We start from the raw sequence: 21,430 nt of genomic DNA on the forward strand, positions 1-21,430 counted from the left end.
TCAGGGATCCTAGGGAGCGAAAAGCCCCACGATCCCCGCTTGGACCGGACCCCAACCGATCCGAATCGGAATTGTTATCTGCCCCACAGAACTCGAATGACCTGGGATTATCGATAAATCCCCCCTGGTCACAGGGGTGTTGCCCCGGTCGGTACGTTTAAAAGCGGTTTGGCCTGCGAGACCCGTCGGAAGGCGGAGGTCCCGCGCGTGAGATCGTGCCCGACCGCCACCGCGTCGATCTCGGCGGTGATCCACCGCTTGGGGCCGCTGTCCCCCTCCCCCGCGCCCTGCCCCGCCTTCTCCCGGTCCCGCTCCTTCTCCCGCTCACGCACCCGCAAGGTGCCGTGGACCAGCAGCGGTTCGCCGAGCGTCACCGAAGCCGCCACGTTCGCCGCGAGGGTCCGCCAGGTCCAGACCGTGTAAAAGCTCGTGTACGCGTCCAGCCATCCCTCGCTCTTCCGGTCCCAGCGGCGCACCGTCGCCGCCAGCCGGAACCGGGCCACCGCGACCCCGGCCGCCGTCTCCCAGAAGTCCGGCCGCGTCGCGGCGTTCCCCACCACCGTCGTCCAGGTCTCGTTCATGCCCGGTCCCCCCGATCTGCCGCTCTCCCCCGGCGGCCCACCGGACCGCCGACCCCCATGCTGCCCGCGATCCGCGACCCCCGCCGGAGCCTGTGCACAACCCCCAGGCTGTGGACAACCCGCTCCCTCGTTCCGGTGAACTCACCCCTCCCCCGCCGCGATCACGTACTGCGCCCGCACCTCCCGGTACCGCGCCAGCTCCGCCCCCACCGGCCCCAGCACCCGCGCCCGGCCACAGCCCACCGCCGCGTCCCGCAGCCGCGCCTCCGCCGCCTGCCCGTACCGCCGCGCGGGCCCCCGCGCCGCCAGGCCGCACGCCCACGCCAGCCCCGCCCCGGCCAGTGCGCCCCCCGCCAGCAGCGCCGCTGGCATCCACCATTCGGGCCCGCCGAACAGCCCCGCGGCGGCCCCCACCAGCCAGACCACCCCCACCACCTGGAGCACCAGCAGGACCACCTGGGTCACCGCCACCACCGACCACCACGCGGGCCGCGTCAGACACTGTCCGCGCCGCGTGGCCGCCACCGCCTCGTCCACGGCCTCCGGCAGCCCCCGGCCGCCCCACCCCGCCGCCTCCCGCACCGCCTGGGCCCAGGGGCCGGGCAGCCCGGCAGTGGCCTCGTCGGCGAGCGTCCGTACGGCCTCCTCCACCGCGGGCCGCGCCGTGACCGCTTCCATCGCCGCCGCCTTCGCCCGCGCCCCCGGGACCTCCCGCTCCCCCGAACGCCCGGCCCCCGCCGGACCCACCGAACCCGGCGAACCCTCCGCACCCTCCGGATCCGCCGAACCCCACGTCCCCTCCGCCCGGCCACCGGCCGGGCCCCGCCCCCGCCCCAGCCGCGCCCACGGCGTCCCGCACACCCACCGCGCGTCCCGCAGCCAGGCCCGCTCCGCGGCCTGCCCGGCCGCCGCCGCGCCCGCCGCCTCCGCCAGCCGGTCCTCGAACTCCGCCCGCGCCAGGGCGGTGAACCCGGCCGGTGCCCCGTCCGCCACGTACTGCGGCCGCAGCCGTGCGGTCGTGCCGTCCACGTCCGCCGCCAGCCGCCGCTCCGCCGCGCCGCATTCGGCCGCGAGCCCGCCCAGCATCTCCCGCAGCTCCCCGACGCCCTCCCCGGTGAGCGCGGACAGGGCGAGCACCGCCGCGCCCGGCTCCCCGTGCTCGCCGAGCGCCAGCCCGTCCTCGTCCAGCAGCCGCCGCAGATCGTCCAGCACCTGGTCGGCGGCGTCGCCCGGCAGCCGGTCCACCTGGTTGAGGACGACGAACGTCACCTCCGCATAACCGGCGAGCGGCCGCAGATAGCGCTCATGCAGCACCGCGTCCGCGTACTTCTCGGGATCCACCACCCACACCACCGCGTCGACCAGCCCCAGCAGCCGGTCCACCCGGTCCCGGTGGCCCGGGGCGGCCGAGTCATGGTCGGGCAGGTCGAGCAGGACGAGGCCGCGCAGCGCCGGATCGTACGGATACGCCGGGCGGCGGCGGTCCGCGTGCGGGATGCCGAGCCGGTCCAGCAGCCCGTCGGCGTGATCGGTCCAGGCGCAGGAGAGCGGCGCCGCGGTGGTCGGCCGACGGATCCCGGCCTCGGAGAGCGGCGCCCCGGCGAGCGCGTTGAAGAGTGTCGACTTACCGCTTCCGGTGGCTCCGGCGAGGGCGACGACGGTATGCCCGAGCGGATGCCGTCCGCGCGCGGCGGCCTCGTCCAGCACCCGCCCGGCCCCGGCGAGGGTGCGGCCGTCCAGCCGGGTGCGGGACAGCCCCACGAGCTGGCGCAGGGCGTCGAGGCGCGGCCGCAGACTGCCTGCGGCGAAGCTGCGGGCGCCGGGGCCGAAGGGCCGCTCGTACGACGCGTACGCCTCGTAGGTCTCGTACGCCTCGCGGGACCCGTACGAGCTGTACGACCCGTACGCCCCGTCCAGCTCCCGCACCCCGGAGGCACTAGCACTAGCACTAGCACCGGCCTCGGCACCGGCACCGGCACCGGCACCGGCACCGGCAGCAACAGCGACGGCAACGGCAGCGGTTCGCGCCGCCGGTGCCGCCGAGCCGGAGACCACCGAGGCGGACGCCACCGGGCCGGGCACCGCCCGGGGAGCGCGGCGGGCGGCCCGCCTCCCGGCGCGCCGGGCGATCAGCCCGTCGTCCCATGTCTGCCGCGCCCGCAGCGCGTCCTCGGAGCCCGCGTCATCCCCGGGTCCGCTCCCGTCTCCGCCGTCCGGACCAGCAGCAGTGGCCGTCACCTCGGTCACCTCTCCTTCTGCAGTAGGGACAGCGCGGCGATCAGCTGGACCTGGAGGTCCGGGGTCGCGTCCAGGGCGTCGAGGGGCGCCAGCCGCCGGTCGCGCTCCGCCTCCAGGGCGCGCGCCACACAGCCGTCGAGCAGCCGCCCGCCGCGGTCGCCCAGCCGCAGCGCGCGGTGCGCGCCCAGCGTCTCGGCGAGCCGTTCGCCCGCCTTGCGGGCCCGGCGCCCGCCCAGCAAGGAGGCGACCAGCAGGGCGGCGACCTCGTCGGATGCGTCGGTTCCGCCGTCGTCGGGGATCCGGGCGCGGGTCTCCTCCTCCGCCAATTCCTCGACGCAGCGCTGCCAGCGCCGTACGGCTACGCCGATCCGTTCCCCGGCCTCGCGCGCGTCGGCCGGGGCGAGCCCCGTCCGGGCGGCCGGATCCCGCTTCCCTGCCTCGGCGACCCGCTCGTCGGCGGCGGCCGCCGCGCTGCGCAGCAGGGTGGCGAGGGATTCGGTGAGCGCCGTAAGGAGCTCACCGGGGGTGCTGTCGTGCGGCTGGCCATGCCAGTGGGTGAGCGCGCTGCCCGCGAGCGCCGCCCCCGCGACGATCTCCCGCCGCACCCGCTCGGCCGCCTCCGCGTACGCCCCCTCGACCCGCTGGATCAGCCGCACCGCCGCGGCGTGCTGGGCCGCCGCCGCCCCGGCCAGGGCGGGCAGCCGGGACTGGAGCGAGGCGAGGACCCCGGCCGCGGTGCGGGCGGCGGCGACGGTACGGGCCTGCGGGTCCTGGGCGTGCTGGGTGAGCCAGCCGCGCAGCGCGGCGACGGCGGTGGCCGGGAGCAGCCCGCTGCCGCCGCCCGCCGACTCGGGAAGCTCGGGGATGGTGAAGCGGGGCACATCGCCGAGCCCGGCCGCCGTGAGGAGCGCCGCGTACTGCCCGGAGACCTCGGCGGCGACCTGGTGCGGCACCCGGTCGAGCACGGTGACAAGTGTCACGTCGTATTCCTTCGCGGTCCGCAGCAGATGCCAGGGCACGGCGTCGGCGTACCGGGTGGCCGTGGTGACCAGCACCCAGATGTCGGCGGCGCAGATCAGCTCGGCGGCGAGGTCGCGGTTGCGGGCCACGAGCGAGTCGATGTCGGGCGCGTCGAGCAGCGCCAGCCCCCGCGCGAGCCCCGGATCGGTCTCGATCCGCAGCGCCGCGGGCCCGTCGCCCTCCCGGGCCCGTTCCTCCTCGTCGTACGGCCCCTCCGCCCGGTCGCCCTGGGCCGGTACCCACACCCTGGTGAGCTGCGGCAACACCCGCTTTCCGGCAAACCAGGAGTGATCGTCGGGATGGCACACCAGCACCGGCGTACGGGTCGTCGGCCGCAGTACCCCGGCCTCCGTCACCCGCCGCCCGACCAGCGAATTGACCAGAGTGGACTTCCCGGCTCCGGTCGATCCGCCGATCACCGCCAGGAGAGGCGCTTCGGGGGCACGCAACCGGGGCACGAGGTAGTCGTCCAGTTGAGCGAGCAACTCGGCACGGCTGCGGCGAGCGCGGTCGGCACCGGGAAGAGGGAGAGGAAACCGTGCGGCGTCAACGCGGTCGCGCAGTGCGGTCAGCGCGTCGAGCAGCCGGGGCCGTACGTCCAAGATCGCCACATGCGAAGAATGCCCGGTTTTGATGTCTTTTTGAAGCGTATGCTCATTCGTGCGCGTCTAAGAGACCCACCCGGATCACCTCAGATCGGACACGAGGCAGACGTGACGGACGGGACTCAGGCATAACGAGTAGACAACACCCGCCGTTTGAGGCGTGAAAAACGATGCGAGTTTCGTACCTGCCTGCGATTATCGGACCGCTTCACCGAACCTCCACAACGTGCCACGGAGGTGAAGCAACCGGGGCGAGGCGCAGTGAGCCCTATCCTTGTCCCCGGCAAGGTCACGGATCCGCCGCGCCCGGCCACCGGCACCACGGCCGCACCGCGGACCCGTCGGCACCCGGGGGCTCAGCAGTTCCAGGCCCACCACCGGCCCCCGTAGCTCAGTGGATAGAGCAGGCGCCTTCTAAGCGCTTGGCCGCAGGTTCGAGTCCTGCCGGGGGCGCCACTGGCTCACCGCCGGCCGGGCCGCGCGGCTCCGCCCGCGCCGGCCCCGGCCATCCCGCACGCCGATGACCCCGGCCGCCCCGCACACCGATGATCCCGGATCCTCCCCCGGGCTTGTGTGAACTCCTGACGAAGCTTGACGCACCGCCGGACATGCCGGAGTTCACACCACGCCCGGCCCGCCGTCAGGTGACGTTGGGGGGAGGCGTGTCACCGAGGGAGAGCAGCAGCTTGCGCATCAGGTGGGTCAATTGCTCCTGCTCCGTCCGGTCCAGGGCGCTGAACAGGCTTTCTCCGTTGAGGACATGCCCCTCCACTGCGTTTTCCAGCAGCTCAAATCCTTCCGGGGTGAGTGAAATCACCATCCTGCGTCGGTTGGTGGGGTCGAGTTCGCGGTCGACCAGGCCGCGGGTCACCAGCCGGTCGACCCGGTGGGTCAGCGCCGGAGGCTTGATCATCATGGCCGCGGCCAGGGCTTTCGGGGACAGGGCATAGGGCGGGCCACTGCGACGCAGGCTGGCGAGTACGTCGAATTCCCAGCGCTCCATGCCCTCTGCCGCGAGCTGCTCCACCACCCCCCGCTCGACCAGTCGCGTTGCACGGAAGAGCCGCCCCATCAGCCCCATGGACCAGGCGTCCAGGTCGGGACGAGTCTCCGCCCACTGCTGAAGGATGCGGTCGAGCGCGTCTTCCGGCTGCTGAAATGCCTGGTCAAGCGGCTGCTCAGGGGGCTGCTCACGGGCCTGTTCGTGCTGCTGGTTCACCTCTCCGGCCCCGCCGCTTCTGGGCGAGTTCAACATCGAACTATTTGACATGAACCAAGCCTACTTTCTACGGTCAGTGGCTGTCAGACAGCTCTGGGTACGCAACGGGGTCACTCCCGGCCACGCCCATGAGCACACCAACCCTCGTCCATGCCCATGGCCGGCGCCAGGCCCGGGTGCCTTACGGCCGAAGGCCCCCGGCTGAGCCATGCCTGGGTTCCCACCGAAGACCTGAACAGACCCATCTCGTCAGCACTGCTTGATCTCATCCATCGGCGCTCGCACCGAAGCCAACGCCGGAAGCCATCAAGAGCGACAAACGGGAAGGTTTTTCATGCCTGTCGGAAACCCTGACACCCTGACTGCTCTCCTTCGAGCGCAGGTCTCGTCTCGACCGAACGACATCGCCGTCGTCTCCGAGGACGCCCAGCTCACCTATGCGGGCCTCCTCGACCAGAGCACCCGCTTGACCCGCCGGCTCCAGGAGTCCGGCGTACAGCACGACCACCGCGTGGGCCTTTTCGCCGATCCGTCCCTCGACCTCATCGTCGGCGCGTGGGGCATCCTGAGCGCCGGTGGCGCGTATGTGCCGCTCTCCCCGGACTACCCCGAGGAGCGGCTGCGCTTCATCATCGAAAACGCCCGTGCGCAGGTCATCGTCACCCAGTCGCACCTGGTCGGCCGGCTGCGCCAACTCGCCCCGACCGATACCGCCATCGTCGCGGTGGACGAGGCCCTGGCCGATCAGCCGACGGGGACACCGCCGCCCCTCCCGGATCCCGTGGCGGAGCCGCAGCCGGAGGATCCGCGGCCGGACGGGCTCGCCTATGTGATCTACACCTCCGGGAGCACCGGCAAGCCCAAGGGGGTGATGGTCGAACACCGCAGCATCGCCGCCCAGCTCGGCTGGCTCCGGGAGTCCGGCCATCTGGACGGTGACACCGTCATCCTCCAGAAGACCCCGATGAGTTTCGACGCCGCCCAGTGGGAAATCCTCGGATCGGCGTGCGGCGCCCGCGTGGTGATGGGCGCCCCGGGCGTCTACCGCGACCCGGAGGGGCTGATCGAAACGATCGACCGCCACCGGGTGACCACGCTCCAGTGCGTCCCGACGCTGCTCCAGGCCCTGGTGGACACCGAGCGGCTGGGCGACTGCACCAGCCTGAGCCGGGTGTTCAGCGGGGGCGAGGCGCTCACCAGGGCGCTGGCCGCCGAGTTCTTCGAAACGCTGCCGAAGGCGCGCCTGGTGAACCTGTACGGGCCCACCGAGTGCACCATCAACTCCTCGGCGTACGAGATCGACCCGGCCACCGTGGACGACGAACCCACCGTCATCCCCATCGGCACCCCTGTCGCCCGCACCGGCTACCACGTGCTGGACGAGAACCACCGGCCCGTGCCGCACGGCGAGACCGGTGAGCTGTACATCTCCGGTGTCCAGCTCGCCCGCGGCTATGTGCACCGGCCCGAGCTGACCGAGGAGCGCTTCCCGCACGTAGCGGCGGCTCCCGGGCAGGACCCGGTGCGGCTGTACCGGACCGGCGACCTGGTGTCCCAGGCCCCCGACGGGACGGTCCACTTCCTCGGCCGGACCGACAGCCAGGTCAAACTGCGCGGCTACCGCGTCGAGCTGGACGAGATCGCCCGCACCATCGAGAACCACGCCTGGGTCAAGCGGGCCGCCGTCCTCGTCAAGGACGACGAGCGCACCGGCTCCCAGAACCTGGTCGCCGCCGTGGAGCTGAACCCCAAGGAAGCCGCCCTGATGGACCAGGGCAACCACGGCTCCCACCACCAGTCCAAGTCCAACAAGCTCCAGGTCAAGGCCCAGCTCTCCAACCCCGGGCTGCGGTCCTCCGAGGACCTCGCCGGGCGGACCCACGTGGACCTGCCCGGGCGCGACGCGAGCGCGGAGCTGCGCCGGGAGGCGTTCGCCCGTAAGACGTACCGCTTCTACGAGGGCGGGGAGACCAGCCGCGCACGCGTCCTCAAGCTGCTCGACCACGGTGCCGGACCTCTCTCGTCCCGGCCGCTCGGCGAGCTGACGCTTCAGGGGCTGGGCAAGATCCTGCGCTCCTTCGGGCAGTTCCAGAGCGAGGAGCGGCTGCTGCCGAAGTACGCGTACGCCTCGCCCGGCGCGCTGTACGCGACCCAGATGTATCTGGAGATCGCGGGCATCGACCAGCTGGCGGCCGGTATCTACTACTACAACCCGCTGGACCATCAGCTCACCCTGATCCGCACCGTCGAGGGCGACGGCTCCCCGCAGCTGAAGGTCCACTTCGTGGGCAAGCGGCAGGCCATCGAGCCCGTCTACAAGAACAACATCCTCGAGGTGCTGGAGTTCGAGACGGGCCATATGGTCGGCCTGTTCGAGCAGGTGCTGCCCGCCCACGGCCTGTCCATTCATCCGTACGGGTTCCGGCCGGAAGTGATGCCGCTGTTCGACGTGGCGGAGGACGACCACTACCTGGGCACCTTCGACATCCGGCAGAGCGACGGGCGACCGCCGGAGGACCCCACCGAGATCTACCTCCAGGTCCACCCCGGGAAGGTCACCGACCTGCCGGGCGGTCAGTACCGCTACCAGGGCGGCGATCTGGAGAAGATCTCCGACGAGCTGGTGGAGAAGCGGCACGTGATCGCCATCAACCAGGCGGTCTACGAGCGCTCCAGCTTCGGCATCAGCGCCGTCAGCCGGGCCGAGGAACCGTGGCTGGAGTACATCGCGCTGGGCAAGAAGCTCCACCACCTCCAGGCCAACCACCTGGGGCTGGGGCTGATGTCCTCCGGGTACAGCTCCAAGACCGGCCATCCGCTGCCCGCCGCGCGGCGTCTGGACGCCATTCTGGCCGAATCCTCGATCCCGGCCGGGGCCTCCTACTTCTTCGTCGGCGGCCGGATCTCGCCCGAGCAGGAGGCGAGCGAGGGCATGGGCGAGGACATCGTCCATATGAAGGGTCCGACCGAGGTGATCAGGGACGACCTGGCCGCCTATCTGCCGGACTACATGCTGCCCAACAAGGTCGTCGTCCTGGACGCGCTGCCGCAGACGGCCAACGGCAAGATCGACGTGAAGACGCTGGCCACCTTCGACGAGCTGTCCCAGGGGCTGGAGAGCCGCGCCTTCGTGGCGCCGGGCACCGACGCCGAACTGGCCCTCGCCGAACTGTGGGGCGCGGCGCTGAAGTACGAACCGGTCTCGACGGAGGACAACTTCTTCGAAGCCGGGGGTAATTCGCTCATCGCCGTGACGCTCGTCAATCGGCTCAACAAGCGATTCGGGACCCGGCTTCCGGTTCAGGTGCTCTTCGAGGCGCCCACGGTGGCCCAGCTCGCCGAGCATGTCGACGGCACCGTCACCGGGGAGATATCCCGGTTCCTGCGGCTGCAGTCCGAGGGCAGCAAGTCGCCGGTGTTCTGCTGGCCGGGGCTCGGCGGCTATCCGATGAACCTCCAGCAGCTCGCCCTGAGCGCCGATATGGACCGGCCGTTCTACGGAATCCAGGCGCACGGCATCAATGACGGCGAGACGCCGTACCCGACGATCCGGGAGATGGCCGCGGCGGATGTGGCCGAGATCCGGAAAATCCAGCCGGAGGGCCCGTACACCCTGTGGGGCTATTCCTTCGGCGCCCGGGTCGCCTTCGAGACGGCCTGGCAGCTGGAGAACGCGGGGGAACGGGTGGAGAACCTGTTCCTGATCTGCCCCGGAAACCCCGAGGTTCGGGAGACGGAAGGAAAGCAGTATGGACGTGAGGCGACGTACGACAATCCGGCCTATCTCACGATCCTCTACTCCGTCTTCACCGGCGGAATCAGCGGTCCCGACCGCGACCGGTGCCTTGAGACGGTCCGGAACGAGGACGAGTTCGTGGCCTATATCCATGAACTCCTCCCGCAGTTGGACGAAGCGCTCATCCACCGGATCACCCGGATCGTGGAGGCGACGTACGAATTCGAGTACAGCTTCCGCGAGCTGGCCGAGCGCACGCTGAACACCCCTGTGACCATCTTCAAGGCCACGGGTGACGACTACTCGTTCATCGAGGGCAGCACGGACTTTTCCGCTACGCCTCCGACCATGGTGAAGCTGGCCGGAGACCACTACAGCGTGCTGAAGGAAAAGGGAGTCGGCGAGCTCGTTTCGGCGATCCACACCCGCCTGGGCGGCTGACCCACCAGCCGTCACCCCGTAGACCATCCCCGTACGCCATCACGGAATCACGGAATCACGGAGGAAATCGTGCCCCACGTCTCCATCAAGCACTTTCCCCGGGACGTCGACGAGCAGCAGCGGAAGCAGCTCACCGAGGACCTCACCGCGCTGGTGACGCGGCACTTCGAGGTTCCCGAGGGCGCCGTGTCGATCGCACTGGAGCAGGTGGACCAGTCGTCATGGAACGACGCCGTCATCGTTCCGGAAATCATAGGGCGGGAGCACCTCCTCATCAAGGCCCCGAACTACTGAGTAACCCCCTCAACTCCCCGTCACACCACAGCACAAGGAGCGCGATATGACCGACTGCCTCGGACCGCGTCTCAAAGTCGGCGTAGTCCTCCCCGCGACCAACACCTCCGTCCAGCCGGAAATGGAAGCCATGCGGCCGGAGGGGGTCACCAACCACACCGGGCGCATGCAGACCCAGGACACCTCGCTGACCGGTGGCATCGAGGATCTGGTGAGCAGTTACCGGGAGTCGACCCATCGGGCGATCGGCGATCTGCTGCCGTGCAAACCCGACTGCTTCGTCATCGCCTTCTCCCCCGAGATCTACTGGGACGGCCCCGGATCCCAGGACGAGGTGGTGGCTTCGATGAAGTCCGCCAGCGGCGGTCTTCCGGTCACGATGAGCCCTGATGCCTTCACCACGGCGCTGTCCCAATACAACGTCCGGCGGCTCGGGGTCATCACCCCGTACGTTCCGGCCGGCGACGACTCGGTAAGCCGTTTCTTCGCCGAATCCGGATATGACGTGGTATCGATGACAGGACTGGGTTGCAGCAGTCCTGAGCGGATCGCTCATGTCCCCGAGCCCGAACTGCGCGATGCGGTGAAGGCCGTCGACACCCCGGATGTGGAGGCGATCGTGCAGGTGGGCACCAATATGGCCATGATGCGCGTCGCGGCCGGTGCCGAGGAATGGCTCGGCAAGCCGGTCATCTCCAACAACACGGTGCTCTATTGGCGGGCGCTGCGGCAGAACGGCATTGCCGACCGCGTCAAGGGATTCGGCTCCCTGGCCGCCGAGTACTGAGAGCGGGCCGACGGACGGTCGGCCTGAGAAATAGCCGGGCGGGGGTGGCCGAAACACCCCCGCCCGGCGCCGACATGTAAAACAGGAGAACTACGTGAGCAATACCGGCAGTGAGATGACTGCCATGGACCCGCAGCGGGTCACCGAGGACGACAAGCTTCCGTTAGGAAAACTGCTGGCGCTGACCACCGCCGGCTTCCTGGCCATCATGACCGAGACGACGCCCGCGGGACTCCTCCCGCAGATCGGCGACGGACTCGGCGTCTCCGAGGGCCTCGCGGGACAGCTCGTCACGCTCTACGCGATCGGTTCCGTGGTCGCCGCCATACCCGTCATCGCCGCCACCCGCAGCATGCGCCGAAGGCCGCTGCTGCTCCTGGCGGTTGGCGGGCTTTTGGCTTTCAACACCGTCACGGCGCTGTCCACCAGCTACCCACTCACCCTCGTCGCCCGCTTCATCGCCGGGATGGCGGCCGGAGTCGTCTGGGGACTGCTCGCCGGATACGGCCGACGGCTGGTACCCGAACACCTTCAGGGGCGGGCGCTGGCCGTCGTCGGGGTGGGTCAGCCGGTCGCGCTGACCCTCGGGGTCCCGCTGGGCACCTGGCTCGGGTCGCTGTTCGACTGGCGCGGCGTGTTCTGGATCATGTCCGGCGTCGCGCTGCTGCTGATGTTCTGGGTCCGTGCGCTCGTCCCGGACTTCCCCGGCCAGAGCGCCACCGAGCGGCAACCGATCCGGCAGATCTTCACGCTGCCGGGCATCAGTGCCGTGCTGGGCACGGTGCTCCTGTGGATGCTGGCGCACAACATCCTCTACACCTACATCGCCCCGTTCCTGGAGCGGTCCGGTCTCGGTGAGCGCGTCGACCTCGCGCTGCTGGTGTTCGGCGCCGCGGCCCTCGTGGGGATCTGGTTCACCGGAATCCTGGTCGACCGCAAGCTGCGCCCGGTCACCCTGCTCAGCCTCGCCGGGTTCGCGCTCGCGTCCCTGGTACTGGGGGTCGCGGGCACGTCCGTGCCGATGGTGTTCCTCGGCATCGTCATCTGGGGTGTGACGTTCGGCGGCGCGCCCACGCTGCTCCAGACCGCCAACGCCGACGCGGCCGGGGACGCGGCCGATGTCGCGCAGTCGATGTTCGTCACCGTCTTCAACCTCGCGGTCGCGGGCGGCGGGGTGTTCGGCGGTCTCCTGCTGGAGTCGGCCGGTGCCGAGTCCATCCCCTGGGTGCTGTTCGGGCTGGCCCTCCTGGCCACCGCCGTGGTCGCCATGGCACATCGCCACGGCTTCAAACCGGGCCCACGGGTCACCGACGGCTGATATGCCCGGGCCTCCTCCTCTGCGGACACGCCCGTAGCGGAGGAGGCCCTTCGTATGCGGTCAGCGGCGTCAGCGGCGGGAGTGACCGAAGAACAGCCGGTAGGCGATCAGCAGCACCAGGGCGCCACCGATGGCGGCGCCCCAGGTGGCGGGGTCGAAGAACTGGTCATCGATGGGGCGGTCGAGGAACTTGGCGGAGAGCCAGCCCCCGACGAAGGAGCCGACGACGCCGATGACCGTGGTGCCGATCAGACCGCCCGGGTCACGACCGGGGAGAAGGAACTTGGCGATGGCTCCGGCGATAAGCCCGAGGACGATCCAGCTCACGATGCTCATGGTGCGGTTCCGGCCTTTCGATGTGCGGGGTGCAGGGCTGGTCTGCCCGTTTGGCTTCTTTACCGGGCCGTTGGGGGCAAACCTCACGTCGCAGACGTCTCCCCGACCAGCTCCTCCAGCACGTCCGTCATCGTCACGAAGCCGAGCACGGAGCCGCCGTCGCCCGTCACCGCCGCCAGGTGGGTCCCGGCGCCGCGCATCGCCGTCAGCGCGTCGTCCAGCGGGGTGTCCGCGGGGACGCGGGTGACGGTGTGCAGGGCGGTGCGCGGGAAGGGCCGGTCGCGGTCGGTCACGCCGAGGGTGTCCTTGATGTGGAGGTACCCCAGAACGGTGCCGCCGGGGCCGGTGACCGGCAGCCGGGAGAAGCCGGAGGCGGCCGCGGTGCGCTCCAGCACGCCCGGGGTGACCCGGTGGCCGACGGTGACCATCTCGCCGAGCGGCACCAGGATGTCGCCCGCCCGCCGGGTACCCAGCTCCAGCGCGTCGCGCAGCCGCTCGCTGCCGGAGGCGTCGAGGAGGCCCGCGTCGCTGGAGTCCCGTACCAGCCGGATGAGTTCGGCGTCGGTGTAGACCGACTCGACCTCGTCCTTGGGCTCGACCTTCAGCAGCCGCAGCAGCCCGTTGGCGAAGGCGTTGATGCCGAAGACGACGGGGCGCAGCGCGCGGGTGACGGCCACCAGGGGCGGGCCGAGCAGCAGCGCGGTGCGCTCCGGGGCGGCGAGGGCGATGTTCTTGGGGACCATCTCGCCGATGAGCATGTGCAGATAGGTGGCCACGGTCAGGGCGAGCACGAAGGCGATCGGGTGCACCAGGGCCTCGGGGACCTTGGCCGCCGCGAACACCGGCTCCAGCAGGTGGGCGATGGCCGGTTCGGCGACCGCGCCGAGGACCAGCGAGGAGATGGTGATGCCCAGCTGGGCGGTGGCCAGCAGGGCGGACAGGTGCTCCAGCGCCCACAGCACGGTGCGGGCGCGCTTCCCGCCCTCCCTGGCACGCGGTTCGATCTGGCTGCGGCGCACGGAGATCAGGGCGAACTCGGCGCCGACGAAGAAGGCGTTGGTGAGCAGGGTGAGGGCGCCGATGGCCAGTTGCAGCAGGGTCATCGGACGTCCTCCCCCGCGTCGGCGGAGGCCGGGGCGGTGATGCGTATGCGGTCGGCGCGGTGGTGGTCCACCGCGAGCACGGTGAGCTGCCAGCCGTCGGTCTCGATGCCGTCGCCCGTCCGGGGGATGCGCTCCAGGGCGGTGGCCATCAGGCCCGCGACGGTTTCGTACGGGCCCTCGGGCACGGTCAGGGCGATGGCGGACAGCTCATCCAGCCGTACGGCGCCGTCGGCCTCCCAGGTGCCGGGGCCCGCGGGCACCAGGGCGGGGGTCTCGTCGGGGTCGTGTTCGTCGCGTACGTCGCCGACGACCTCCTCGACGATGTCCTCCAGGGTGGCGACTCCGGCGGTGCCGCCGTACTCGTCGATGACGACGGCCATGGTGTGGGCGCCGCGCAGCCGGTCCAGCAGCCGGTCCACCGGGAGGCTGTCCGGGACCAGCAGCGGGGCGGTGGCCAGCTCGGTGACCGGGGTGTCGGCCCGGCGGGCGGCCTCCAGCGCGAGGACGTCGCGGATGTGCACGGTGCCGACCACCTCGTCCAGCGTGTCGCGGTAGACGGGGAACCGGGACAGACCGGTGGCGAGGGTGAGGTTGGCGGCGTCGGCGGCGGTCGCGTGCGCCTCCAGCGCCTGGACGTCCACCCGCGGGGTCATCACGTTCTCGGCGGTCAGCTCGCTCAGGTGGAGCGTACGGACGAACAGCTCCGCCGAATCGGGCTCCAGCGCGCCCTCAGCGGCCGAATGGCGGGCCAGCGCGACCAGCTCGTCCGGGGTGCGCGCCGAGGCCAGCTCCTCGGCGGGCTCCAGTCCGGCGCGGCGCACCAGGCGGTTCGCGGTGTTGTTCAGGTGGTGGATCAGCGGGGCGAAGGCGGCGGTGAAGCCGCGCTGAGGGCCCGCGACCACCTTGGCCACGGCCAGCGGCCGGGAGATCGCCCAGTTCTTGGGCACCAGCTCGCCGATCACCATCAGGACGACGGTCGACAGCACCACGCCCAGCACGGAGGCCACCGACGAGGCGGCGGGGCCCAGCCCCGCGGCGCTCAGCGGGCCGCGCAGCAGGACGGCCAGCGAGGGCTCGGCGAGCATGCCGATCACCAGCGAGGTCACGGTGATGCCCAGCTGGGCGCCGGACAGCTGGAACGTCAGCTTCCGGGCGGCCTTGAGCGCGCCCGTGGCGCCCCGCTCGCCCGCCGCGGCGGCGCGTTCCAGCTCCCCGCGCTCGACCGTGGTCAGGGAGAACTCCGCGGCGACGAAGACCGCACACGCCAGGGTCAGCAGCAGGGCCAGCAGGACCAGCAGCACTTCGGTCAGCACGCCGGTCCCCTTCCTGTGCGCTCGGCGGACAGCTCATGGGCGGACCGCTCATGAGCGGTCCGCCCATGGACGGATACGGGCGCGGGCGCGCCGGGGGCAGGGCAGCGGGGACTGGGAGGCTCGTCCATCGCGGTGACCGCGACTCCTTCGTGGTTCGAGGGGCTTTCGGTAAAGGAACGGCAAACTGCGGTCCATGGTTCCCGTCCGGCGGTGCGACATCCCTCCCTGGCAAGGGCCGCGGGGAAGTGCGGGCGACACCCGGCCAGGTGGCCGAATTGATCCACCCATGACACAGGCGTGGGAGTTGCTTTACCCGGCCGGAGCGTTCGGTCCGGCAAGAACAGTGAACGGCGCACAGAGGAGGAGTGAACGCCGCGATGGTGTTCAAACAACTGCCTGGCCCTTCCGGTGCCGACGGGCCTGCGGCGGGCCCTGCACCGGCCGCCGGTCCGGTGCCCCCGAGCGGGCCGCCGCACGGCGGGGCACGAGGGATCCAGCTCACACCGGCGCCGACGTGCGCCCCTGCGGCAAAGGAGATCGACGTGCCCTTATCGGCCAACCCGGACGGCCGGAATGGCGTCTTGAAGACCGACGGGCAGGTGCGGGCTGTTCGCGGAGGGGCGCGCTCCCTCCGAAAAAGCGGAGGTGGAGGCATGGATCCGGCAGGTGACCGGCCGTCGGGCCGGGGCCGTCGCGGCGCGGGCCGCGACCCGGAACCGGGTCAGCTGTAATGGAATTGCGTGGGTGGTGTGACGTACTTCATGCTGTCACAGATCTGACATAACAGCGCGTAGCGAGACTCCTACCAATTTAGTACGTACTGTTGTGTGTTGGTGGAGCTCATCTGGAAACAAGCGAATCCCGTGGAGCATTAGAGGTCAGTCATGCAGCCCTTCGCCCTGAACCATGCGGTCCCAGCCGAACAATCACCGGCTGTCATTCCGTACTCGTACAACGCGGCCCTGCAGTTGAATGTGCTGGCCGATGGACGCCCCGCCATCTCCGACCGGGGGGTGCTTCTGGAATGCGGCACGACGACCTCCACCGCGGGCTCCAAGACGCACTTCGACGACTGACCCACCCCACCGAGTCCCCACGTCGATGACGGTACTCATCCTGACCTGCCAGGAGGATGTGACAGCGGACCTGGTGGTGGCCGAATTACGTGAGCGAAATGTCCCGCTGATCCGATTCGATCCCGCCGATCTGCCCGGACAGGCGGGGATCTCGACCGAATTCGAACGCGGTGACTTCACCGGTTATCTGTCCACCGACGGCCGCCTGGTCAGCGTGAACAGCCTGCGGTCCGTCTGGGTGCGCCGCCCGGGGCAACCGGCGGCACACGCCCCCGAGCCCTCCGAGTGGCTGACCGCCGAGTGCGGACAGGCCCTGTACGGAATGCTGTATTCCACCGAGGCGCGCTGGATGAACCACCCCAGCGCCGCCCTGTTGGCGCGTTCCAAACCGTGGCAGTTGCGCACCGCCCACCGCAGCGGATTCGCCGTTCCCCCGACACTCATCACCACCTATCCGCGCGCCGCCAAGGAGTTCGCCGGGCAGTTCCAGGACGTCGTGGTGAAGACCGTCTCCGGACCCCCGCCGGTCAATCCCCCAATAGCGCTGCCGACCACCCGTATCGACCCCGACACGGATTTCTCGGGCGTTGCGGCAGGTGCCACGCTTCTTCAGCGCTACATTGCCAAAACGGCCGATATCCGCCTGACCTGCGTCGGTGGCCGTTTGTTCGCCGCCCGGAAGGCCACAGCTTCCGAGCAGGTCGATGGGAGGTATGGTTTCTATGGCCATCTATGGGGCGCGGTGGACGTTCCCCACCGGATCGCCCAGGCCGTACGGGAATATATGACTCTCGCCGGTCTCGCCTACGGAGCTTTCGACTTCGCCGAGGACGAGGACGGCACCTGGTGGTTTCTGGAGTGCAATCAGGGCGGTCAGTTCGGGTTCATCGAGCTGGAGACCGGCCAGCCGATCGCCGCCGCCATCGCCACCTGGCTGGCCGCGCCCAGACCGGTCCAGTAGCCCAGGCCGGTCCAGTGGCTCAGGCGGCGTCCGTCAGGACGGCGACGCCGTTCACCCGGTCGTTCGCGAGGTCGTCCAGGGCGGCGTCCGCGCGGGCGAAGGGGTACGGGGTGATCGTGGCGCGGAGGTGGTGGGCGGCGGCCGCGGTGAGGAACTCGCGGCCGTCCTCACGGGTGTTGGCGGTGACGCTGCGCAGGGTGCGCTCGTGGAACAGATCGCGCTCGTACACCAGCGCGGGGATGTCGGAGAGGTGGATTCCGGCGACGCTCAGCGTGCCGCCCGCGTCCAGCGCCTCCAGCGCCACCGGCACCAGCTCGCCCACCGGGGCGAAGAGGATCGCGGCGTCGAGCGGTTCGGGCGGCCGTTCCCGGGCGTCCCCGGCGGAGGCGGCGCCGAGTTCGAGGGCGAGGGCCCGGGCGGCGGCCGAGCGGGTCAGCACATGGACGACGGCGCCGCGGGCCAGGGCGACTTGGGCGGTGAGGTGCGCGGAGCCGCCGAAGCCGTAGATGCCGAGCCGTCCGCCCGCCGGGAGGTCGGCGCGGCGCAGCGCGCGGTAGCCGATGATGCCCGCGCACAGCAGCGGGGCCAGCTCCTCGTCGGCGTACCCGGCGGGCAGCTCATAGGCGTACGCCGCCGGTACGGTGACGTACGGGGCGTAGCCGCCGTCCGCGTCCCAGCCGGTGTAGACGGACGAGGGGCACAGGTTTTCCTGGCCGCGCACGCAGAAGCGGCAGCGGCCGCAGGTACGGCGGAGCCAGGGGACGCCCACCCGGGCGCCGGGCGCGGGCCCGGCGGCCCGCTCGCCCGCCGCGATCACTTCGCCGACGGCCTCGTGCCCGGGGACGACGGGGCTGCGGTGCGGCGGCAGGTCGCCGTCGCGGACGTGGAGATCGGTGCGGCAGACCCCGCAGGCCCGGACCCGGACCAGCAGCTCGTCGCCCGCCGGGCGCGGAATCGGCAGCTCCACCTGGTCGATCCGGCCCGGCGTGCGCACCACCCAGGCCCGCATGGTGCCCGGAGTGTCTGCTTTCGCACCCGTCACATGCCCAACGTAACGCCGTGGCGGGGCCGCCCGCAGTCGGGAACCCGGTCGGGCCCGGGTCAGGACGCGGGGGCGTCCATCGCGGTCGCGAGGCTCTTCGGACGCATGTCGGTCCAGTGCTCCTCGACATAGTCCAGGCACGCCTGGCGGTCGTCCTCGCCGTGCGCGACGGTCCAGCCCTCGGGCACCTCGGCGAAGGAGGGCCACAGGGAGTGCTGCCCTTCGTGGTTGACGAGCACGACGTAACGGCCGTCGGGATTGTCGAACGGGTTACTCATGAGCTGTCTCCTCGGTGTCTCAACTCGTTCTCCAGCACGCCTCACGATCTTCCGGGGCTGACGGTACCGGCCGAGGACACGCCGCGTGAAGTGGTGCCAGCACCACGTAGCCTGAGCGGTATGGAGGAGGGCACACGACGGTCGCGGCACGGCGCGTGGCACGGGCAGGGGCCGGTGGTGTGCGTGGTCGCGGCCGGCGGCGGCATCGGCGCGACCGCCCGGTACGGGGCTTCCCTGCTGTGGCCGACCCCGGGCGGCGCCTTCCCCTGGACGACGCTGCTGGTGAACGTCGTGGGCTGTGCGCTCATCGGCGTCCTGCTGGTGCTGATCGGTGAGGTGTGGGCGGCCCACCGGCTGGTGCGGCCCTTCGTCGGCACCGGGGTGCTGGGCGGGTTCACCACCTTCTCGACCTACGCCGTCGACATCAGGCGGCTGGTCGTGGCCGGTCACGCCGCGACCGGGGCGGCCTACCTGGTGGCGACGCTGCTCGCGGCGATGGCGGCGGTATGGGGCGCGGTGGTGGGCACCCGTCGGATCATCGGGGTCATGGGGGCGTACGGCAGGAGCACGGGATGAACGCGAACGGACTGAGGCTGACCGTCTTCGTCGGCGAGAACGACACCTGGCACCACAAACCGGTCTTCGCCGAAATCGTGCACCGTGCGCACCGGGCGGGGCTGGCGGGGGCGAGCGTGTTCCGCGGGGTGGAGGGCTTCGGCGCCTCGTCCCTGGTCCACACCACGCGGCTGCTGTCGCTCAGCGAGGAACTGCCCGTCTGCGTGGTGATCATCGATACGGAGGAGCGGGTGCGGGCCTTCCTGCCCGAGCTGGAGGAGATCGTCGGCGACGGTCCGGTGGTCCTGGACCCGGTCGAGATCGTCCGCTTCCCGCAGCCGGACCGACCGGAGCGCGACCGGTGAACTGGCTCCTCGTGGTCGTCGGCGCGATGGTCGGCGCCCCGCTGCGGTATCTGACCGACCGGATGGTGCAGTCCCGGCACGACTCGGTGTTCCCCTGGGGGACGTTCGTGGTGAACGTGGCGGGGTGCGCGGTGCTCGGCACGCTGACCGGGGCGGCGGCGGCCGGGGCCGCGTCGTCGCAGACGCAGCTGCTGCTGGGGACGGGGCTGTGCGGTGCGCTGACCACGTATTCGACGTTCTCGTACGAGACGCTGAGGCTGGCGGAGGACGGGGCGCGCGGTTTCGCGGTCGCGAACGCGGTGGGCAGCGTGGTGGCGGGGGTGGCGGCGGCCTTCGCGGGCGGCGCGGCGGCCACGGCGCTCTGGGGCTGAGCACCGCCTGAGCACCGCGCGCATCGCTCAGGGCAGCAGGCGGGTGCTGGGCGGCAGGCCCGGCAGCTCGTCCGCGTCGGCCGAGCGCAGATACTCCAGCAGCACCCGGCGCAGCTCCCGCGCGGCCCTCGGCGGGGCGACGTCCTTGCGGTGGGCGACGGCGATGGTGCGCCGCATCGTGTGGCCCGCGAAGGGCGTGACCCGCAGTCCCGAGCGCGCCGCCACCATGCCGGGGAGGACGGCGAGGCCGAGGCCCGCCCGTACGAAGCCGAGCACCGCGTCCATCTCGCCGCCCTCGACCGTGAACGAGGGCTCGAAACCCGCCGCCCGGCAGGCGGCCGTGGTGAATTCCCGCAGGTCGTAGCCGCGGCGGAACATCACCATCGGCCGGTCGCGAAGGTCCTCGACCCGGATCCGGCGGGCTTTCGCGGGCGGCGGGGCCGTGGGCGAGGAGACGACCACCAGCTCCTCGCGCAGCAGCTCGGTGGCGGCGAGGGCGGGGGCCTGGCCGGGCAGCGGGGTGATGATCAGGGCGAGGTCCAGCTCACCGGCGGCGAGGGTGCGGACGAGGTCCTGGGAGCCGCCCTCGTCGATGATCAGCTCGATGCCCGGGAACTCGTCGTGGAAGCGGCGCAGCACATCCGGTACGAGGCTGGCGCACAGGCTGGGCGGGGCGCCGAGCCGCACCCGGCCGCGCCGCAGCTGGGCGACCTCCTGGACCTCGCGGCGCGCGGTCTCGGTGTCGGCGAGGATCTGGCGGGCCAGCGGAAGCAGCGCCTCCCCCGCGTCGGTGAGGGCGATGTGGCCGCGCGCGCGGTGGAACAGCTCGGCGCCCAGCTCCCGCTCCAGCGCCCTGATCTGCTGGGACAGCGACGGCTGGGCGACATGGAGCCGCTCGGCGGCGCGGGTGAAGTGGCGGGTGTCCGCGACGGCGGCGAAATAGCGGAGCTGCTGTAGCTGCACGCAGCGATAATAGGCATCGTCTATGGAATCCAGCCACAGCATGTCTTGGACTAATCACAGAGCCGCTGCCTAGCGTCGAGAACATGGCACTGGCGACACGGACGGGCACGGGCCACGACGGGCGGCCCGGCCAGAAGCGGAAGCCGCCGCGGAAGCCGTCCTTCATCGGCTCCGTGTGGCGGTCCACCATCGGTAAGAAGGCCGTGATGGCCGTCACCGGGCTGATCATGCTGGCCTATCTGGTGGCCCACATGCTCGCCAACCTGAAGATCTTCTTCGGGCCCGGCGACCTCAACGGCTACGCGCACTGGCTGCGCACCCTCGGCGAGCCCTTCCTCCCCCACGAGGGGTTCCTGTGGCTGGCCCGCGTCGGGCTGCTGGCCTCCGTCGTGCTGCACGGCGTGGCCGCGTACCAGCTCAGCCGCCGGGATCTGGCGGCCAGGCCGCGCGGTTACGCCCACCGGCGGCGTGCGAGCTACGCGACCCGCACGATGCGCTGGGGCGGGGTGATCCTCGCGCTGTTCATCGTCTGGCACATCCTGGATCTGACGACGCTCACGGTGAACGAGCGCGCCGAGCCCGGCCATCCGTACGAGAACATCGTGGCGACCTTCTCCACCTGGTACGGCAACACCATCTACATCGTGGCGATGCTCGCCCTCGGCCTGCACATCCGGCACGGCTTCTGGAGCGCCGCCCAGACCCTCGGGGCGGGACGGCCACGCCGCGACCGGGCCCTCAAACTGGCCGCGAATGGCCTGGCCGCCATCCTGACCTGCGGCTTCATCGCGGTGCCCATCGGCGTGATGAGTGGAGTGGTGAGTTGAG

At 71.0% G+C, this 21,430-nt stretch carries 20 protein-coding genes and 1 tRNA gene; 11 read left to right on the forward strand and 10 right to left on the reverse strand.

Features of this window, described 5'->3' with window-relative positions; all coding sequences use genetic code 11:
* Window positions 1–128 precede the first annotated feature (128 nt).
* The 3 genes from ACZ59A_RS05305 to ACZ59A_RS05315 all read right to left on the reverse strand — a co-directional run bounded on the left by ACZ59A_RS05305 (window position 129) and on the right by ACZ59A_RS05315 (window position 4,441).
* The gene (locus ACZ59A_RS05305; RefSeq protein WP_470953721.1) at window positions 129–581 is read right to left on the reverse strand and encodes a single-stranded DNA-binding protein; all 453 of its coding nucleotides are present in this window, start codon (window positions 579–581) and stop codon (window positions 129–131) included.
* A 141-nt stretch (window positions 582–722) separates the two neighbouring features.
* Entirely contained in the window at window positions 723–2,828 is a 2,106-nt protein-coding gene (locus ACZ59A_RS05310; protein WP_470953723.1) for a GTPase, read from the reverse strand.
* A complete protein-coding gene (locus ACZ59A_RS05315; RefSeq protein WP_470954652.1) occupies window positions 2,825–4,441 on the reverse strand; it encodes a dynamin family protein in 1,617 nt (538 codons plus the stop codon). Before ACZ59A_RS05315 ends, ACZ59A_RS05310 begins: the two co-directional genes overlap by 4 nt.
* 383 nt (window positions 4,442–4,824) lie before the next feature.
* On the opposite strand from ACZ59A_RS05315, the gene ACZ59A_RS05320 reads away from it, so the two are divergent.
* Window positions 4,825–4,900 (forward strand) — tRNA-Arg (locus ACZ59A_RS05320).
* A 184-nt stretch (window positions 4,901–5,084) separates the two neighbouring features.
* Here the strand turns inward: ACZ59A_RS05320 and ACZ59A_RS05325 are convergent.
* A complete protein-coding gene (locus ACZ59A_RS05325) occupies window positions 5,085–5,663 on the reverse strand; it encodes a MarR family winged helix-turn-helix transcriptional regulator (RefSeq protein ID WP_470953725.1) in 579 nt (192 codons plus the stop codon).
* Between the two features lie 334 nt (window positions 5,664–5,997).
* Here ACZ59A_RS05325 and ACZ59A_RS05330 point away from each other — a divergent pair, with 334 nt between their 5' ends.
* The 4 genes from ACZ59A_RS05330 to ACZ59A_RS05345 all read left to right on the forward strand — a co-directional run bounded on the left by ACZ59A_RS05330 (window position 5,998) and on the right by ACZ59A_RS05345 (window position 12,239).
* Window positions 5,998–9,840: an amino acid adenylation domain-containing protein gene (locus tag ACZ59A_RS05330; protein WP_470953728.1), complete on the forward strand. Its 3,843-nt coding sequence runs from the start codon at window positions 5,998–6,000 to the stop codon at window positions 9,838–9,840.
* A 69-nt stretch (window positions 9,841–9,909) separates the two neighbouring features.
* On the forward strand, window positions 9,910–10,134 hold the full coding sequence (gene pptA, locus ACZ59A_RS05335) for a tautomerase PptA (protein WP_468050060.1): 225 nt from the start codon (window positions 9,910–9,912) through the stop codon (window positions 10,132–10,134).
* Window positions 10,135–10,180: 46 nt separating this feature from the next.
* A complete protein-coding gene (locus ACZ59A_RS05340; protein WP_470953730.1) occupies window positions 10,181–10,921 on the forward strand; it encodes a maleate cis-trans isomerase family protein in 741 nt (246 codons plus the stop codon).
* 94 nt (window positions 10,922–11,015) lie between these two features.
* Window positions 11,016–12,239 carry an MFS transporter gene (locus ACZ59A_RS05345; protein WP_470953733.1) on the forward strand — a complete coding sequence of 408 codons (1,224 nt, stop codon included), beginning with the start codon at window positions 11,016–11,018 and terminating at the stop codon, window positions 12,237–12,239.
* A 69-nt stretch (window positions 12,240–12,308) separates the two neighbouring features.
* On the opposite strand, the gene ACZ59A_RS05350 is transcribed toward ACZ59A_RS05345, so the two are convergent.
* The 3 genes from ACZ59A_RS05350 to ACZ59A_RS05360 all read right to left on the reverse strand — a co-directional run bounded on the left by ACZ59A_RS05350 (window position 12,309) and on the right by ACZ59A_RS05360 (window position 14,988).
* A complete protein-coding gene (locus tag ACZ59A_RS05350; protein WP_470953736.1) occupies window positions 12,309–12,575 on the reverse strand; it encodes a GlsB/YeaQ/YmgE family stress response membrane protein in 267 nt (88 codons plus the stop codon).
* 83 nt (window positions 12,576–12,658) lie between these two features.
* On the reverse strand, window positions 12,659–13,678 hold the full coding sequence (locus tag ACZ59A_RS05355) for a hemolysin family protein (protein ID WP_470953739.1): 1,020 nt from the start codon (window positions 13,676–13,678) through the stop codon (window positions 12,659–12,661).
* Window positions 13,675–14,988, reverse strand: coding sequence for a hemolysin family protein (locus tag ACZ59A_RS05360; protein ID WP_470954654.1), 1,314 nt, complete (start codon window positions 14,986–14,988; stop codon window positions 13,675–13,677). Before ACZ59A_RS05360 ends, ACZ59A_RS05355 begins: the two co-directional genes overlap by 4 nt.
* Window positions 14,989–15,875: 887 nt before the next feature.
* Here ACZ59A_RS05360 and tgmA point away from each other — a divergent pair.
* Window positions 15,876–16,067, forward strand: a complete 192-nt coding sequence (tgmA, locus tag ACZ59A_RS05365) for a putative ATP-grasp-modified RiPP (protein WP_470953741.1) — start codon at window positions 15,876–15,878, stop codon at window positions 16,065–16,067.
* A gap of 25 nt (window positions 16,068–16,092) precedes the next feature.
* Complete coding sequence (tgmB, locus tag ACZ59A_RS05370) at window positions 16,093–17,028, forward strand: ATP-grasp ribosomal peptide maturase (RefSeq protein WP_470953744.1); 936 nt, start codon at window positions 16,093–16,095, stop codon at window positions 17,026–17,028.
* Between the two features lie 19 nt (window positions 17,029–17,047).
* Here tgmB and ACZ59A_RS05375 read toward each other — a convergent pair whose 3' ends face one another.
* Together ACZ59A_RS05375 and ACZ59A_RS05380 are read right to left on the reverse strand one after the other, a co-directional pair.
* Window positions 17,048–18,037: a zinc-dependent alcohol dehydrogenase family protein gene (locus ACZ59A_RS05375; RefSeq protein ID WP_470954656.1), complete on the reverse strand. Its 990-nt coding sequence runs from the start codon at window positions 18,035–18,037 to the stop codon at window positions 17,048–17,050.
* Between the two features lie 92 nt (window positions 18,038–18,129).
* Window positions 18,130–18,348 carry an MbtH family protein gene (locus tag ACZ59A_RS05380; protein ID WP_470953747.1) on the reverse strand — a complete coding sequence of 73 codons (219 nt, stop codon included), beginning with the start codon at window positions 18,346–18,348 and terminating at the stop codon, window positions 18,130–18,132.
* Between the two features lie 120 nt (window positions 18,349–18,468).
* Between ACZ59A_RS05380 and ACZ59A_RS05385 the strand changes: the two genes are divergently transcribed.
* The 3 genes from ACZ59A_RS05385 to crcB are packed head-to-tail and all read left to right on the forward strand — an operon-like array spanning window position 18,469 to window position 19,639.
* Window positions 18,469–18,924 carry a fluoride efflux transporter FluC gene (locus tag ACZ59A_RS05385; protein WP_470953749.1) on the forward strand — a complete coding sequence of 152 codons (456 nt, stop codon included), beginning with the start codon at window positions 18,469–18,471 and terminating at the stop codon, window positions 18,922–18,924.
* Window positions 18,921–19,268, forward strand: coding sequence for a DUF190 domain-containing protein (locus tag ACZ59A_RS05390; RefSeq protein ID WP_470953751.1), 348 nt, complete (start codon window positions 18,921–18,923; stop codon window positions 19,266–19,268). Before ACZ59A_RS05385 ends, ACZ59A_RS05390 begins: the two co-directional genes overlap by 4 nt.
* Window positions 19,265–19,639: a fluoride efflux transporter CrcB gene (gene crcB, locus ACZ59A_RS05395; protein WP_470953752.1), complete on the forward strand. Its 375-nt coding sequence runs from the start codon at window positions 19,265–19,267 to the stop codon at window positions 19,637–19,639. The genes ACZ59A_RS05390 and crcB overlap by 4 nt, the downstream gene beginning before the upstream one ends.
* Before the next feature lie 27 nt (window positions 19,640–19,666).
* On the opposite strand, the gene ACZ59A_RS05400 is transcribed toward crcB, so the two are convergent.
* Window positions 19,667–20,602, reverse strand: a complete 936-nt coding sequence (locus tag ACZ59A_RS05400) for a LysR family transcriptional regulator (protein ID WP_470953754.1) — start codon at window positions 20,600–20,602, stop codon at window positions 19,667–19,669.
* 83 nt (window positions 20,603–20,685) lie between these two features.
* Between ACZ59A_RS05400 and ACZ59A_RS05405 the strand changes: the two genes are divergently transcribed.
* Window positions 20,686–21,429, forward strand: coding sequence for a succinate dehydrogenase cytochrome b subunit (locus tag ACZ59A_RS05405; protein ID WP_470953756.1), 744 nt, complete (start codon window positions 20,686–20,688; stop codon window positions 21,427–21,429).
* Window position 21,430: the final 1 nt, after the last annotated feature.

Source organism: Streptomyces sp. NPDC040405 (assembly GCF_055595765.1).

Bases quoted from the DNA above. Each gene is read 5' to 3' on its own strand.
- ACZ59A_RS05305 (WP_470953721.1), bottom strand. From the start codon at position 581: ATGAACGAGACCTGGACGACGGTGGTGGGGAACGCCGCGACGCGGCCG.
- ACZ59A_RS05330 (WP_470953728.1), top strand. From the start codon at position 5,998: ATGCCTGTCGGAAACCCTGACACCCTGACTGCTCTCCTTCGAGCGCAG.
- ACZ59A_RS05340 (WP_470953730.1), top strand. From the start codon at position 10,181: ATGACCGACTGCCTCGGACCGCGTCTCAAAGTCGGCGTAGTCCTCCCC.
- ACZ59A_RS05350 (WP_470953736.1), bottom strand. From the start codon at position 12,575: ATGAGCATCGTGAGCTGGATCGTCCTCGGGCTTATCGCCGGAGCCATC.
- ACZ59A_RS05355 (WP_470953739.1), bottom strand. From the start codon at position 13,678: ATGACCCTGCTGCAACTGGCCATCGGCGCCCTCACCCTGCTCACCAAC.
- tgmA (WP_470953741.1), top strand. From the start codon at position 15,876: ATGCAGCCCTTCGCCCTGAACCATGCGGTCCCAGCCGAACAATCACCG.
- tgmB (WP_470953744.1), top strand. From the start codon at position 16,093: ATGACGGTACTCATCCTGACCTGCCAGGAGGATGTGACAGCGGACCTG.
- ACZ59A_RS05375 (WP_470954656.1), bottom strand. From the start codon at position 18,037: ATGCGGGCCTGGGTGGTGCGCACGCCGGGCCGGATCGACCAGGTGGAG.
- ACZ59A_RS05380 (WP_470953747.1), bottom strand. From the start codon at position 18,348: ATGAGTAACCCGTTCGACAATCCCGACGGCCGTTACGTCGTGCTCGTC.
- ACZ59A_RS05385 (WP_470953749.1), top strand. From the start codon at position 18,469: ATGGAGGAGGGCACACGACGGTCGCGGCACGGCGCGTGGCACGGGCAG.
- ACZ59A_RS05390 (WP_470953751.1), top strand. From the start codon at position 18,921: ATGAACGCGAACGGACTGAGGCTGACCGTCTTCGTCGGCGAGAACGAC.
- ACZ59A_RS05405 (WP_470953756.1), top strand. From the start codon at position 20,686: ATGGCACTGGCGACACGGACGGGCACGGGCCACGACGGGCGGCCCGGC.